The organism is Antrihabitans stalactiti (assembly GCF_012932915.1).
Classification (GTDB): Bacteria; Actinomycetota; Actinomycetes; order Mycobacteriales; family Mycobacteriaceae; genus Antrihabitans; species Antrihabitans stalactiti.
In genome coordinates this window covers 275623-289937 of the sequence record NZ_VCQU01000004.1, presented here as the reverse complement: position 1 = coordinate 289937, position 14315 = coordinate 275623, and the positions used below count along the sequence as shown (strand labels likewise).

Here is a 14315-nt window from a genome sequence, read left to right as displayed (position 1 = left end):
TAGGCTGGCCGGCAATGGCTCGTGTCCCTGGGCGTGCTAGGCACGCAGGTAGGCGAACGGATGGTAATCGTATTTCGCTGAAAGCTTGCCAATCCATCGTGTCGGCGTGTCTAATCACATGTATGTCATTCCATTCATCCTCGGCGAGTTCGCCTGTAGGGGATGAGTTTTCGAACGGGTGTTCCAAGGGAGTGGCTAACGTTCGGATATCGCTCCACGGAGAGCGGTCGGGGAATCACGAAGCAAAACTTTCGGCGGCTCAGTCATGAGCGCGCCGGTGACAATAATTCTGCGCTATTTCAGGTGAGGAGGCGGGCGATGGCCGACAGGCTGGGAGACTTTGAAATCCCTTCACGCATCGTAGGCGACGAACCGCAAACCGATTCCAAGGCGGGCGCAGCACTCAGCGTTCGCGTCGACGACTACGTAGCTGTGGGTGGGAAACCCCATCTCAGCCTGGTCGCGGAAGGCTTCGAGGAGCTGTACGAGGCCACCGAGGATCAAGATCAATGGCAGGAACGCGCGCTCTGTGCGCAGACCGACCCCGAGGCGTTCTTCCCCGAAAAGGGTGGTTCGACTCGTGAAGCCAAGCGCATCTGCATGGGCTGCGAGGTCCGGGACGAGTGCCTGGATTACGCGTTGGCTCATGACGAGCGCTTCGGCATCTGGGGCGGCCTGTCCGAGCGTGAGCGTCGTCGCCTCAAGCGCGGCATCGGCTAACCGGTAGCTAGTCCGACGGATCGTCAGTCGGACGGACCCGCGCCAGCGGGGTCGATGATGTCGGGGTCGACCCCTAAGTAAGTGGCGACTTGTTGCACGAGCACGTCGTGCAACAAGTCCACCAGGTTCTCTGGATGTTTCGCGCGCAACTCCAGTGGGCGACGGAAGAGCACGACCCGCGCGCGCGTCGCACCGCCGCGTCGATCGACGCCCGCGGGAATCAAGCGCGACAACGGAACTGGGCCATCGGCGACCACCTCGTCCGGCCACGTCACAGCCTCGGGATCTTTGGGCCGAATCTTCGGCACGTCATCGACGGCGATATCCAACTTCGTCAGCCGCTCGTGCCAACGCGCATCGACCGGCGCGAATGCTTCCAAGACCATCAGGTCGAACTTCTCGCCTCGCGTTCGCCAGCCAGGCACGGAATTCGGCAGCACCGGTCCGCGCACGCCACGTCCGCGCCGCATCACCGAACGTGACGTCTGGGGCCTGCGCTTGGATCGCATGGGGCAAACATTACAACTCGTGCGGGATCAAACACGCCCGAGCGATGGCGCGGCTCTGCGCCTTCGTTCAGTTACTCTCCTAGCTGTGAGACCCTTCCGTCGATGCTGCAGGCCAGGGTGCAAGAACCCTGCCGTCGCGACGTTGACCTATGTCTATTCCGACTCGACCGCAGTTGTCGGGCCGCTTGCCACTGTGGCCGAACCGCATTCGTGGGACCACTGCGAGGTGCATGCGTCACGCATCAGCGCGCCCCGGGGTTGGGAAATGGTGCGGCACGAGGGTGCGTTCTCGTCGGGCACTCCGGACGACGACGATCTCGTTGCGTTGGCGGAAGCGGTTCGTGAGGCTGGTCTGCCGCGAGCGACGAGTAATCCGTCGGTCGATGGTCCGGTCCGCGGACGCACTGAATTCACCCCTGTAGAGACCCCGTCCGCTCCGCCTGCGCGGACCGGTCGTCGCGGTCATTTGCGCGTGTTGCCGGATCCTGGCTGAGCCGTTCTAGTCCGAGCACTAGGCTGGAGCGGTGACTTCGCGACCGAGCCCAGTGACCCGTTCCGCCGACCACGTCAATGCCGTGATCAAGGCCTATGACGTGCGCGGCGTCGTGGGGGAGCAGATCGACGAGGATTTCGTCCGCGATGTCGGCGGTGCTTTTGCACGTTTGGTTCGCGGCAGCGCCACGCGCGTGGTGATCGGGCACGACATGCGCGAATCGTCGCCTGCGCTGTCTGCGGCATTCGCGGAAGGTGTTGTCGCGCAGGGCCTCGATGTTGTGCAGATCGGCCTTGCTTCCACCGATCAGCTGTATTTTGCGTCGGGACATCTGGACTGCCCTGGGGCGATGTTCACGGCCAGCCACAATCCCGCAAAGTACAACGGGATCAAGTTGTGTTGGGCGGGTGCGAAGCCGGTAGGGCAGGACACGGGCCTGTCGACGATTTCTGGCGAAGTCATCGAAGGTGTGCCCGGTTTCGACGGTGCCGCAGGCTCGGTCAGCACGCTCGATTTGCTCGGCGAGTACTCCGACTTCCTGCGCAAACTCGTCGACCTGCGGACGCTTCGTCCGTTGACGGTCGCGGTCGATGCAGGCAATGGAATGGGCGGCCACACGGTGCCTTCGGTGCTCGGACCGCTGCCGGTGACTGTCGAGCCGTTGTTCTTCGAACTCGACGGCTCGTTCCCCAACCACGAGGCCAATCCGCTCGACCCGAAGAATCTTGTCGACCTGCAGGCATTCGTCAAGCAGACGGGTGCGGACATCGGGTTGGCGTTCGACGGTGATGCCGACCGTTGCTTCGTCGTCGACGAGCGCGGCGAGCCGATCTCGCCGTCCGCTGTCACAGCGTTGGTCGCCGAGCGCGAGCTGGCAAAAGAGCCGGGCGGCACCATCATTCACAACCTGATCACATCGCGAGCAGTGCCGGAGTTGGTGACGCGCCTCGGCGGGACGCCCGTGCGCACCCGCGTAGGTCACTCCTTCATCAAGCAGCAGATGGCCGAGTCGGGCGCGATCTTCGGCGGCGAGCACTCCGCGCATTACTACTTCCGCGACTTCTGGTGCGCCGACTCGGGAATGCTCGCTGCACTGCACGTTCTCGCTGCGTTGGGTGAGCAGGACGGCCCCCTGTCGGAACTCATGGCCAAGTACGAAACCTATTCTGCGTCGGGCGAAATCAACTCGACCGTGGTCGACGCCGCAGACCGCACGCAAGCGGTGATCGACGCTTTCGCCGACCGCACTACGGATGTGGATCGTCTCGACGGCGTAACCGTCACTCTCGGCGACGGGGCATGGTTCAATCTGCGGGCGTCGAATACCGAGCCCCTGCTGCGTTTGAACGTCGAGGCCGCGGGTACCGGTGAAGTAGACGCACTCGTGACCGAGATTCTGACCATCGTTCGCGCATAGCTGTAATAGTGGAATCAGGCCGCCGCGAGAGGACGGTGTGGACTTCGAAATGACCGCTCCTTCCCGAGTGCTTGATCTCGATGACGTTGCTTCGCTGGAGGCAGCGGACTCGTCCGGTGCGCTGCGTTCTGCTGCGTTGGGCGGCGCGCAAGTGCGGGCAACTGCGGCCGCGGTCAGTGAAGACGCGCTCGCGCGGTTGGCCGATCTCCGGCCCCGTTCCGTTCTGCTGGTCAGCGGGACCGGTCGTGCGGCGCGTGCCGCGGCGATCCTTGTTGCTGCGATCGGCGGCAACGCCGGACTTCCGCTGCTCCATCTCGGTGGTGTCCCGCCATGGATCGGGCCGCTCGACGTTGTCGTCGTCGCGGGTGACGATGCCGGTGACCCAAAGCTGATGGAGGCGGTCGACCGCGGGTTGCGCCGTGGCGCCGAAGTGGTGATCGCCGCTCCCGACGAAGGTCCGTTGCGAGCCGCCGGCGCAGGGCGTGCATCCATGCTGGCCCCGCGACTGACGGTGGCAGGCCACAACACACTGGCCCGTTTCCTTGCCGCAGGCATTGCGGTCCTCGCTGCGGTGGATCGCTCGCGTTCCGGACCGTTCATTCCGGACCTGGACTTCCTGGCCGACCAACTCGATGCCGAGGCCGCACGCGATCATCCCAGCAACGAGGTGTTCCACAATCCGGCGAAGTCACTCGCGGCGCGGATGCAGAGTCGCGACATCGTGCTTGCGGGCGACAGCGCGGCGACGACCGAACTTGCCAGGCATGGGTCGGACGTTCTCGTGCGCGCTGCGGGAACAGTCTCTGCGGCAGTCGATCTCGCTGACGTGGTAGCTGCGGCACGGACGCTCGCGCGCTCCGGCCAATCGGGTTCGGCGCCTGACTACGATCCGTTCTTCCACGACGAACAGTTGGACGGTCCCGCGCCGCGCAACCAGGTCCGGGTGTTCGCGTTGAGCACCGATTCGGACCGGACACAGGCGCAGCGGCGCATAGCCGTGCTGCCCGACGCGCAGCTCGTGGTCGCCGACGACGAAGATGTCGGCCAGGCCGTTGCTGGACCGGCTCCGCTCGGCGGGACCGACACGGTCCGCACCGGTCGGGAGCTGGAACAGCTTGCGATACTTGCGGTTCGAATCGAAATGGCAGCGGCGTACATGCAGTTGCTCGGCGGCGTCGACGACGGGGAGTCCGGCTAGTGCACTTATTGCGAGGTGCGCTCCGCAACTACGCGTGGGGTTCACGGACTGCGCTGGCCAACTTGTGTGGCAGACCTGCTCCCTCGGCGCATCCGGAAGCCGAATTGTGGTTCGGCGCGCACCCGGCCGACCCCGCGAAGCTCGTCGTCGGAGACACCGAGAAGTCACTGCTCGACGTCCTCAGCGCGGACCCTGAACACGAGCTGGGTAGCGCGGTCGTGCCGCAGTTCGGCGCGCGCTTGCCGTTTTTGTTGAAGGTGCTCGCAGCGGAGGAGCCGCTGTCGTTGCAAGCGCACCCGAGCGCTCGGCAGGCTCGCGACGGTTTCGCTCGCGAAAACCGCGCGAAGGTGCCGCTCGATTCCCCGATCCGCAACTATCGCGACGACAATCCCAAGCCGGAACTCGTGGTCGCGCTGGATCGCTTCGAGGCGCTTGCCGGCTTCCGCGATCCACGCGCGACGATCGAGTTGTTCGACGCACTCGACGTCGAGGCGTTGCAGAAGTACAGCGGTTTGCTTGCCGGCCAGCGTGATTCGATGGCGCTGCGGGCGCTGTTCACAACGTGGATCACATTGCCGCCGTCGACGTTGTCTTCGCTGCTTCCGGACGTGCTCGACGGTTGCGTGCGCTATCTCTCTGAGTGCCGGGGGAAGGGCCGCTTCGCGGCGGAGGCGCAGACCGCGCTCGAGCTTGCCGAAACCTATCCCGGTGATGCTGGTGTCTTGGCTTCGCTGCTGCTCAATCGCGTGACGTTGCAGCCCGGCGAAGGGCTGTTCCTCGACGCAGGCAATCTGCATGCCTACCTGCGGGGCATGGCGGTCGAGCTGATGGCGAATTCCGACAATGTGCTGCGCGGCGGCCTGACCCCCAAGCACGTCGACGTCCCCGAACTCCTTCGGGTGCTCGACTTCGAGCCCGTCACCGTCCCGGTGCTCACGCCGCACGGTCCAGCTGGTGGGCCTTTGCAGTACGACACTCCTGCCGCCGAGTTCGCGCTGTCGCGCTTCGATCTCGATGTGGCGCAGCAGCCGACGGTGAATGGCCCGAGCATCGTGTTGTGTTCTGCCGGCGAGGCCGAATTGGTGTGCGGGCCCGATCGTCTCGTGCTGACTCGCGGCTCCGCGGCCTGGATTGCCGCAGCCGATCCGGTGGTGACGATGTCGGCCAGGGCGCCTGAAACGCAGGTGTTTTGCGCGCGCGTGGGTGTTTTGTCTGTGTAGCCTTATGCCGACTCGAACAAGAGGAGAGCGCGCATGTCCGCTGGTGGCGGCAAAAAGGCGATCATTGCGGCGCTGACCGCCAATGCGGGAATCGCGGCAGCGAAATTCGTCGGCTGGGCGATCACGGGATCGTCGTCGATGTTGGCGGAGGCCGTGCACTCGGTCGCGGACACGTCCAACCAGGGTCTGCTGCTGCTCGGTCAGCGGAGGGCGGCACAGGAAGCCGACCGGCTGCACCCGTTCGGCTACGGCCGTAACCGCTACTTCTACTCGTTCGTCGTGGCGTTGGTGATCTTCAGCCTCGGTGCGATGTTCGCGATCTACGAAGGCATCCACAAGATTTCCGATCCGCACGAGTTGGAATCGCCGTTCGTCGCGGTCGCGATCCTGGTGATCGCAATCGCGCTCGAAAGCTACAGCTTCACCACGGCGATCGGCGAGTCGAAACCCCTCAAAGGCGAAGCAACGTGGTGGGGTTTCATCCGAAACTCCCGCAACCCCGAGTTGCCGGTGGTCCTGCTCGAGGATGCGGGCGCGCTGATCGGTCTGGTGTTCGCCCTCATCGGCGTCGGTATGACGATGCTGACCGACGAACCGATCTGGGATGGGATCGGCACGTTGGCGATCGGACTGCTGCTCGCCGTCATCGCCATCATTCTCATCGTCGAAATGCAGAGCTTGCTGATCGGCGAAGGCGCGACCGACGCCGAGGAGCGGCGCATCCTCGAAGGACTGGTCGATGGCGACCGAATCCAGAGCGTGATTCACCTCAAGACGCAGTATCTGGGTCCGGAGGAGATCCTCGTGGCGGCGAAGCTCGCGATCGTTCCCGGTCTCGACATCGCAGCTCTTGCAGCCGCCATCGACGATGCCGAAGCGCGCGTGCGTAGCTCGGTCCCTGCCGCCCGGGTCATCTACCTGGAGCCGGACCTGTACCGGTCGTGAGCTAGCTCTTGTTGAACCAGCACAAGCAGAACGGATGCCCCGCGGGGTCTGCATAGACCTGGAAATCGTTCGACTCGCCGTCTTTGACGGGCTGGAGCACCTGGGCGCCCAGCGCCATGACGCGTTCGTGTGCGGCGGGGAAATCCGCAACGTACAGATCGAGGTGGATCTGTTGCTGCTGTACGCCGTCCGGCCATTCGGGACGAACGTGATTCGGCGCGAGCTGGACCCCGATGCGCGGCTCGCCGTCGACAAGCACCATGTGCCAGTCGTCGTCGACCTCCACGCTGCCGCCCAGGACCTCGGCCCAGAAGGCGCTCTCGGCCGTGAGGTCCGCGGCATCGAACACGACGACCTGATGAATGATCTGCATTTCGTCCTCTCGACTAACGACGCATACCCGAATTGTCTGTTGTGTGAACAATTCCGGGCGTGGGAACACTACGCTCGAATGATCCCCGAGCAAGGAGGCTGTGGTGGCTCGAAATCCGCTGTTTCGAACGAAATCGGTCGAGCAATCGATCTCCGATACCGACGAGCCGGATTCCAGACTCCGCAAGGACCTCAATGCGTGGGACCTCACTGTTTTCGGCGTTGCTGTCGTCGTCGGCGCAGGAATTTTCACTCTGACTGCGCGCACCGCGGGAAATATCGCCGGACCTTCGGTGTCGCTCGCGTTCGTGCTCGCAGCAATCGCCTGCGCGTTGGCGGCGCTGTGCTACGCCGAGTTCGCGTCGACCGTCCCGGTTGCGGGTAGCGCCTATACGTTCTCCTACGCGACGTTCGGTGAGCTCGTCGCGTGGATCATCGGCTGGGACCTCATTCTCGAATTCGCCCTCGGCGCATCGGTTGTCGCCAAGGGTTGGTCGCTGTATCTGGGGGAGGTGTTGGGCTCGTTCACACCGACCGTGCAGATCGGGTCCGTCGAATTCGATTGGGGTGCTGTCGTCATCCTGGCGGTGGTCACGTTCGTCATCGCCACCGGAACCAAGTTGTCGTCGCGAGTGTCGGCGGTGGCCGTCGCGATCAAGATCGCAGTGGTGCTGCTCGTCGTGGTCGTCGGAGCTACCTACATCAAGACGTCGAACTACACGCCGTACCTGCCGCCGTCGCAGCCACGCGATGCGGGCGAGGGCATTCATCAGTCGTTGTTCTCGTACTTCACCGGTGCAGGCAACAGCACCTTCGGCTGGTACGGACTGCTCGCTGCCGCAAGCCTGGTCTTCTTCGCGTTCATCGGTTTCGACGTCGTCGCCACCACTGCCGAGGAGACCAAGGACCCACAGCGCGCACTGCCGCGTGGCATTCTCGGCTCACTGGCTATCGTCACCGTCCTCTACATTGCGGTGACGTTGGTGCTGACCGGGATGGTGCCGTACACCGACCTCGCGGGGGACAAGGCCACACTTGCGACTGCCTTCGACCTCAACGGTGCCGAATGGGCGAAGAATGTGATCTCCTTCGGTGCGCTCGCCGGATTGACCACGGTCGTGATGGTGCTCTTCCTTGGGCAGACTCGCATCATGTTCGCGCTCTCGCGCGACGGCCTGCTTCCGCGTCAGCTAGCGCACACGGGTAAGCACGGCACACCGGTCCGGATCACGCTGATCGTCGGCGTCATCTGCATCGCTTTGGCGGGCTTCACGCCCATCGGAGCGCTCGAGGAGATGGTCAATATCGGCACGTTGTTCGCTTTCGTGCTCGTGTCGGTAGGCGTGCTGATTCTGCGTCGAACACGGCCGGAACTGCCGCGCGGTTTCCGGGTTCCGTTGGTGCCGTTGGTTCCTGTTCTCGCGGTTCTCGCGTGCCTGTGGTTGATGCTGAATCTTTCGGTGCAGACCTGGTTGCGATTCATCGTGTGGATGGCGGTGGGCGTATTGGTCTACTTCGCGTACGGCAGGCGTCACGCTGTCATTGGCCTGCGGGAACGTGCTGGGCAGTAACTGGAGGTTTACAAATTGGCGCGTTTGTATAGACAGGGTACAAAGATCTGAGTACTGTCCATTTCAGTGGTGTTCCACCTCACATCTCGAGGAACACAGCCTGCGAATGGAGACATCGATGTCTGTCAACGCCGATCCCGGACAATCGGAGGCGCCCGCTGTCACATGGCGGGACAGGAAGCGTTATATGTGGTTGTGGGGACTCTTCCCCGTCACCGCGGTGTTCATCGCCTTACCCGTGGTCTACGGCCTCAACTACATCGGGTGGGATCCCGTTTCACACGTGTTGTGGTGGGTCGGTCCGATCCTCATCTACGTGCTGATTCCGACGTTCGATCTGTTCTTCGGTCCGGACGGTGAGAATCCGCCGGAAGAAGCGATGGAGTACTTGGAAAACGACAAGTACTACCGCTACCTCACGTACGCGTTCATCCCGTTGCAGTACGGAACCCTCCTGCTCGCGTGCTACTTGATCACAGCCGACAACCTGAGCTGGCTCGGTATCGACGGCAGCCTCCGCGGCTGGGATCAGATCGGTCTGGCGATCAGCGTCGGTTGCCTCGGCGGTATCGGTATCAACACCGCCCACGAATTGGGGCACAAGAAGGAAGACCTGGAGCGTTGGCTCTCGCGCATCACGCTGGCGCAGACGTTCTACGGCCACTTCTACATCGAGCACAATCGCGGCCACCACGTACGCGTCGCGACGCCGGAGGATCCGGCTAGCTCGCGCTTCGGCGAGACGTTCTGGGGTTTCTGGCCGCGAACGGTCTCGGGGAGCTTCAAGTCGTCGTGGTCGGTCGAGAAGACGCGTTTGCAGCGTCTGGGCAAGTCCGCCTGGTCTTTGCAGAACGAGGTTCTGACCGCGTGGCTGATGTCGGCCGCACTCTGGGCAGTTCTCGTCGGGATTTTCGGGATCAAGCTGCTGCCGTTCCTGGTGCTGCAGGCGATCATCGGGTTCAGCCTGCTGGAAGCCGTGAACTATCTGGAGCACTACGGACTGATGCGGCAGAAGACGGCAAGCGGACGCTACGAACGGCCGGCTCCGGAGCACAGCTGGAACAGCGACCATATCGTCACGAACATCCTGCTTTACCACTTGCAGCGGCACAGTGATCACCACGCGTATCCGACTCGCCGCTACCAGACGCTGCGTAGCTGGGACGGCGCGCCGAACCTCCCGAGTGGGTACGCCAGCATGATCCTGCTCGCCTACTTCCCGCCGATCTGGCGCAAGGTGATGGATCCGAAGGTGTTGGCGCACTACAACGGCGACATCACCAAGGCAAACATTCAGCCGAGCAAGCGCGCGAAGATTCTGGCCAAATACGGGGTGACGGAGGATGCGCAGTGAGTGCGTACATCTGTCCCGTGTGCCAGTACGTGTATGACGAGGCGAAAGGCGCGCCCCGCGAAGGATTCCCAGCTGGAACGCAGTGGGATGCCATTCCGGACGACTGGTGCTGTCCCGACTGCGGCGTTCGTGAGAAAGTCGACTTCGAGGCGACCAACGCGAGTGTGTGAGGAGTAGACGATGAACGACTACAGGCTTTTCCAATGTATTCAGTGTGGGTTCGAGTACGACGAAGCCATCGGATGGCCGGAGGACGGAATCGAGCCAGGCACACGCTGGGAAGACATCCCGGAAGACTGGAGTTGCCCGGACTGTGGCGCCGCGAAGTCGGACTTCTTCATGGTCGAGATCGAGCGATCGTGACGTCGAATTGACTACTAAATATGCCCGTGACAATGTCGCGGGCATGGTGCGAAACGAGACGACAGTTCCGTATCCCGAGGCTTCTCGGGCGTTACTGCGGAACTCGGTCCTCGACGCCATGCGCGATCTGCTGCTGGAGCGTGACTGGTCGAAGGTGACGTTGTCCGACGTATCTGCTCGCGCAGGCGTCAGCAGGCAGACCTTGTACAACGAGTTCGGTTCGCGACTCGGCCTCGGTCAGGCGTACGCGTTGCGGTTGGCCGAGGACTTCGTCGACCATGTCGATGCCGCCATGTGGCGAAATGTCGACGACGTTCGATCTGCGTTGATCGAGGGTTTACGTGCGTTCTTTTTGGACAGCGCGTCGGACCCCTTGATCGTTTCGTTGCGGACGGGTGAGGTGAAGCCGGACCTGCTGCGGTTGATCACCCTCGACGCGGCACCGATCATCGACAAGGCGCGGCAACGGCTCAGCGAGTCATTTCAGAAGAGCTGGGTGCGCGCCACCGAAGCCGAAGCGAACACTTTTTCCGAGGCTCTTGTTCGGATTGCGATGAGCTATATCGCCATGCCGCCGTCGTCGTTTCGGGACGTCGCGGCCGAACTGTCGACTGTATTCAGCCCCTTCGTCGACGCTTTGATAGCCAGACGTTCGCTTGCGTGACGTCCATCCCTTTTTCGTGAGAGCGGTTAACGCCCTGCTCAACGCTCGATATATTCACTGAAACAGACCGAGGGTATGTTTCAGGAGGAGTCGTGCGAAGAGATGCCAGCCATGCACTCGCATGGCGTGATCCGAAACGCTCGTTGTGGATTCTCGGACTGCTCGCCCCATCGTGCGCGTTGCTGCCATCGCAGCTGGTGTACTGGACCGGTTTGGAAATCTTCTGGTGGATCGGTCCGATCGTGGTTTTCGTCGCGATCCCGATCCTCGACGCTGTCGTCGGTCAAGACGGCGAGAATGTCCCCGACGCGGAGTACGAACGACTCTCCAACGACCGCTTCTACCGGTGGTGTACCTACCTCTTCCTGCCCATCTTGCTGGCCGGCCTGCTAGTTTCCAGCTATCTTTGGGCAGGCACCGAACTGTCGGTCCTGAACAAGATTGGTCTCGCCGTCACCGTCGGCATCGTCTCGGGCATCGGTATCAACGCCGCCCATGAACTGGGCCACCGCGCCGAGAAGCACGAACGCTGGCTCGCCAAGGTCGCGCTCGCTCAGTCCGGTTACGGTCACTTCTTCGTCGAGCACAACCGTGGCCATCACGTCCGCGTCGCCACGCCTGCCGACCCTGCTTCCTCGCGTTATGGGGAGAGCCTCTGGCGCTTCCTGCCCCGCAGCATCAGCGGCGGCTTCCGGTCAGCCTGGCGTCTGGAAGCCGAGCGTCTGAAGCGCAAAGGCAAGTCACCCTTCACGGTGCACAACGATGTCCTACAAGCGTGGTCGATGAGCGCGGTCTTGTTCGGCACCCTGATCGCCGTCTTCGGGTTGCCGATCGTTCCGTATCTGTTGCTGCAGGCCGTCATCGCATTCTCGATGCTCGAGACCGTCAACTACGTCGAGCACTACGGATTGTTGCGGGAGAAGCTGCCCAACGGTCGCTACGAACGGACCGCACCGCGCCACTCCTGGAACAGCGATCGACTGGTCACGAACGTCTTCCTGTTCCATCTGCAACGGCACAGCGACCACCACGCCAACCCTGGCCGGCGCTACCAGACCCTGCGGTCCAGCGATGAGGCCCCACAACTTCCGGCGGGCTACGCGACCATGGTCGTCTACGCGATGATTCCGCCACTGTGGCGCGCGATCATGGACCCCCGCGTCCTCGCGCATTACGACGGCGACATCACCCGCGTGAACACCGGCGTTGTGCACGACAGTCCCGTTCTGGCAGAGGCGAAGTAACTCCACTCGGGACGCAAGGCTAACCTTGCTGGGGGGAATTTCCGAACCAGGAGAGGTGCATAACCATGGTCGAAGCCGACCGCCGAAATGGAATCGACTACAAGGTGGCCGACCTTTCGCTGGCCGAATTCGGTCGCAAGGAGATCGGCCTCGCCGAGCACGAGATGCCCGGTTTGATGGCGTTGCGCCGCGAATACGCAGATGTGTTGCCGCTCAAGGGCGCTCGCATCTCCGGCTCGCTGCACATGACGATCCAGACTGCGGTGCTCATCGAGACGCTGGTCGCGCTCGGCGCCGAGGTGCGCTGGGCGTCGTGCAACATCTTCTCGACGCAGGACCATGCGGCCGCGGCTGTTGTTGTCGGCCCGCACGGAACGGAAGAGGAGCCCAAGGGCACCCCCGTCTTCGCGTGGAAGGGCGAGTCGCTCGAGGACTACTGGTGGGCCGCCGAGCAGATGCTCACCTGGCCGGGCGAGCCGGCGAACATGATTCTGGACGACGGTGGCGACGCGACCATGCTCGTACTGCGCGGCGCGCAGTTCGAGAAGGCGGGCGTTGTGCCGCCGCTGGACGACGACCATCACTCGGCTGAGTACAAGGTTTTCCTCGAACTGCTTCGGGCCCGCTTCGAGACGGACAAGGACAAGTGGACCAGGATCGCAAAGTCGGTCCAGGGTGTCACCGAAGAGACGACGACCGGCGTGCTCCGCCTGTACCAGTTCGCGGCTGCCGGTGAGCTCGTGTTCCCGGCCATCAACGTCAACGACTCGGTCACCAAGAGCAAGTTCGACAACAAGTACGGCACGCGCCACTCGCTGATCGACGGCATCAACCGCGGCACCGACGTCCTGATCGGTGGCAAGAAGGTCCTGATCTGTGGTTACGGTGACGTCGGCAAGGGCTGCGCAGAGTCGCTGGCCGGTCAGGGCGCACGCGTCCAGGTCACCGAGGTCGATCCGATCAACGCGCTGCAAGCGCTGATGGACGGCTACGACGTCGTCACGGTCGAGCAAGCGATCGGCAACGCCGACATCGTCATCACCGCGACCGGTAACCAGGGCATCATCACCTTCGAGCACATGCAGCAGATGAAGCACCAGGCGATCCTCGGCAACATCGGTCACTTCGACGACGAGATCGAAATGGCTCGGCTCGAGCGTGCGTCCGACGTCGTTCGAATCAACATCAAGCCGCAGGTCGACCAGTTCGTCTTCCCAGACGGCAAGGCGATCATCGTGCTGTCCGAGGGCCGCTTGCTCAACCTCGGCAACGCGACCGGCCATCCGTCGTTCGTGATGAGCAACAGCTTCAGCAATCAGGTCATCGCCCAGATCGAGCTGTGGACGAAGCCGGAAGAGTACGACAACGAGGTGTACCGCTTGCCGAAGGTGCTCGACGAGAAGGTGGCACGCATCCACGTCGAGGCGCTCGGTGGCACGCTCACCAAGCTCACGAAGGATCAGGCCGAGTACATCGGCGTCGACGTCGAGGGTCCGTACAAGCCGGAGCACTACAGGTACTGACGTGCGGCTCGGGCTGACCCAAAGTTTTTTGGGTCAGCTCGATTTGTCGAACAGATCCTTGCAGACCTTCCACTGACCGTCCTCTTTGGCGGTGGAGAATTCGATCGGCTTGGTGCCCATCTTTCCGGTGCCGCTGTGGCCGGTGACGTCCGCCGTCGCGGAGTCGCCCCTGACGTCGACGTTCTGGATCCTGTCTATGGTCTGCGTGCCATCGCGCTCTGCTTCGAGTTCGCTTCGCTTCGACTCGCTCAGTCGCTTCCACGCCTTTTGCTTCGAATCGCAGGCTAGTTCCTGGGCAGCCCCGTAACCACTGCTCGACCAGGTTTTGACGTACTGCCGGATGGCGGCCTCGACATCGGCTGCGTCGTCTGCACCGCTTTTGGTCGCCGTCTTGCTGGCGGTCTTGGCCTTGTTCGACGTCGAGGTGGACGTCGCTGTGCTGGAACTGTCGCCCCCAGTAGTCACCAGGATCGCGGTCAGTATGCCGCCCACGACGAGAACCAACGCAACAACCAGTCCGATGATCAGCGCCGTTTTGTTGCGGCGCGGCGGCGGGGGACCAATCGGCGCCCACTGGTTGTTCGGCGCCCACTGGTTGTACTGGGGACCTGGGTTGTACTGGGGACCTGGGTTGTACTGCGGCGGGCCGTAGTTGGGCGGCGGACCGTAGTTAGGTCCGTAAGGCGGATTGGTCACGACTCCCCCTGAAGCTCGAATTGTGG

The 14315-nt window shown here is 62.9% G+C and carries 16 protein-coding genes; 13 read left to right on the top strand and 3 right to left on the bottom strand.

Going from position 1 to position 14315, the window contains the following annotated elements:
* Nucleotides 1-456 precede the first annotated feature (456 nt).
* The gene (locus FGL95_RS13700) at nt 457-720 is read left to right on the top strand and encodes a WhiB family transcriptional regulator (protein WP_169588205.1); all 264 of its coding nucleotides are present in this window, start codon (nt 457-459) and stop codon (nt 718-720) included.
* Nucleotides 721-743: 23 nt separating this feature from the next.
* Here FGL95_RS13700 and FGL95_RS13695 read toward each other — a convergent pair whose 3' ends face one another.
* On the bottom strand, nt 744-1229 hold the full coding sequence (locus FGL95_RS13695) for a metallopeptidase family protein (protein WP_169587605.1): 486 nt from the start codon (nt 1227-1229) through the stop codon (nt 744-746).
* Nucleotides 1230-1314: 85 nt separating this feature from the next.
* On the opposite strand from FGL95_RS13695, the gene FGL95_RS13690 reads away from it, so the two are divergent.
* From FGL95_RS13690 to FGL95_RS13670, 5 genes are read left to right on the top strand one after another with little or no spacing between them, the layout of a single operon-like run.
* Nucleotides 1315-1722 carry a DUF3499 family protein gene (locus FGL95_RS13690; RefSeq protein ID WP_169587603.1) on the top strand — a complete coding sequence of 136 codons (408 nt, stop codon included), beginning with the start codon at nt 1315-1317 and terminating at the stop codon, nt 1720-1722.
* Nucleotides 1723-1774: 52 nt separating this feature from the next.
* Nucleotides 1775-3139: a phosphomannomutase/phosphoglucomutase gene (locus tag FGL95_RS13685; RefSeq protein ID WP_169588203.1), complete on the top strand. Its 1365-nt coding sequence runs from the start codon at nt 1775-1777 to the stop codon at nt 3137-3139.
* 49 nt (nt 3140-3188) lie between these two features.
* A complete protein-coding gene (locus FGL95_RS13680) occupies nt 3189-4337 on the top strand; it encodes a tobH protein (protein WP_169587601.1) in 1149 nt (382 codons plus the stop codon).
* Nucleotides 4337-5557, top strand: coding sequence for a mannose-6-phosphate isomerase, class I (gene manA / locus FGL95_RS13675; protein ID WP_169587599.1), 1221 nt, complete (start codon nt 4337-4339; stop codon nt 5555-5557). Before FGL95_RS13680 ends, manA begins: the two co-directional genes overlap by 1 nt.
* 33 nt (nt 5558-5590) lie before the next feature.
* Complete coding sequence (locus tag FGL95_RS13670) at nt 5591-6502, top strand: cation diffusion facilitator family transporter (protein ID WP_169587597.1); 912 nt, start codon at nt 5591-5593, stop codon at nt 6500-6502.
* A gap of 1 nt (nt 6503) precedes the next feature.
* Here the strand turns inward: FGL95_RS13670 and FGL95_RS13665 are convergent, their stop codons facing one another.
* Nucleotides 6504-6875, bottom strand: a complete 372-nt coding sequence (locus FGL95_RS13665; protein ID WP_169587595.1) for a VOC family protein — start codon at nt 6873-6875, stop codon at nt 6504-6506.
* 103 nt (nt 6876-6978) lie between these two features.
* Here FGL95_RS13665 and FGL95_RS13660 point away from each other — a divergent pair, with 103 nt between their 5' ends.
* The 7 genes from FGL95_RS13660 (at nt 6979) to ahcY (ending at nt 13593) form a co-directional block, all read left to right on the top strand.
* Nucleotides 6979-8445 (top strand): amino acid permease, encoded by a 1467-nt coding sequence (locus FGL95_RS13660; RefSeq protein ID WP_338079854.1) that lies wholly within the window; start codon nt 6979-6981, stop codon nt 8443-8445.
* Nucleotides 8446-8563: 118 nt separating this feature from the next.
* The gene (locus tag FGL95_RS13655; protein WP_206071837.1) at nt 8564-9799 is read left to right on the top strand and encodes an alkane 1-monooxygenase; all 1236 of its coding nucleotides are present in this window, start codon (nt 8564-8566) and stop codon (nt 9797-9799) included.
* Nucleotides 9796-9969: a rubredoxin gene (locus FGL95_RS13650; protein ID WP_169587588.1), complete on the top strand. Its 174-nt coding sequence runs from the start codon at nt 9796-9798 to the stop codon at nt 9967-9969. The genes FGL95_RS13655 and FGL95_RS13650 overlap by 4 nt, the downstream gene beginning before the upstream one ends.
* A 10-nt stretch (nt 9970-9979) precedes the next feature.
* Nucleotides 9980-10162, top strand: coding sequence for a rubredoxin (locus FGL95_RS13645; RefSeq protein WP_169587586.1), 183 nt, complete (start codon nt 9980-9982; stop codon nt 10160-10162).
* A 43-nt stretch (nt 10163-10205) separates the two neighbouring features.
* Complete coding sequence (locus FGL95_RS13640) at nt 10206-10826, top strand: TetR/AcrR family transcriptional regulator (protein ID WP_169587584.1); 621 nt, start codon at nt 10206-10208, stop codon at nt 10824-10826.
* A 92-nt stretch (nt 10827-10918) separates the two neighbouring features.
* Entirely contained in the window at nt 10919-12070 is a 1152-nt protein-coding gene (locus FGL95_RS13635) for an alkane 1-monooxygenase (RefSeq protein ID WP_338079853.1), read from the top strand.
* Between the two features lie 65 nt (nt 12071-12135).
* Complete coding sequence (ahcY, locus tag FGL95_RS13630) at nt 12136-13593, top strand: adenosylhomocysteinase (RefSeq protein WP_169587582.1); 1458 nt, start codon at nt 12136-12138, stop codon at nt 13591-13593.
* A gap of 33 nt (nt 13594-13626) precedes the next feature.
* On the opposite strand, the gene FGL95_RS13625 is transcribed toward ahcY, so the two are convergent.
* Nucleotides 13627-14289 carry an Rv0361 family membrane protein gene (locus FGL95_RS13625; RefSeq protein WP_169587580.1) on the bottom strand — a complete coding sequence of 221 codons (663 nt, stop codon included), beginning with the start codon at nt 14287-14289 and terminating at the stop codon, nt 13627-13629.
* Between the last annotated feature and the right edge of the window lie 26 nt (nt 14290-14315).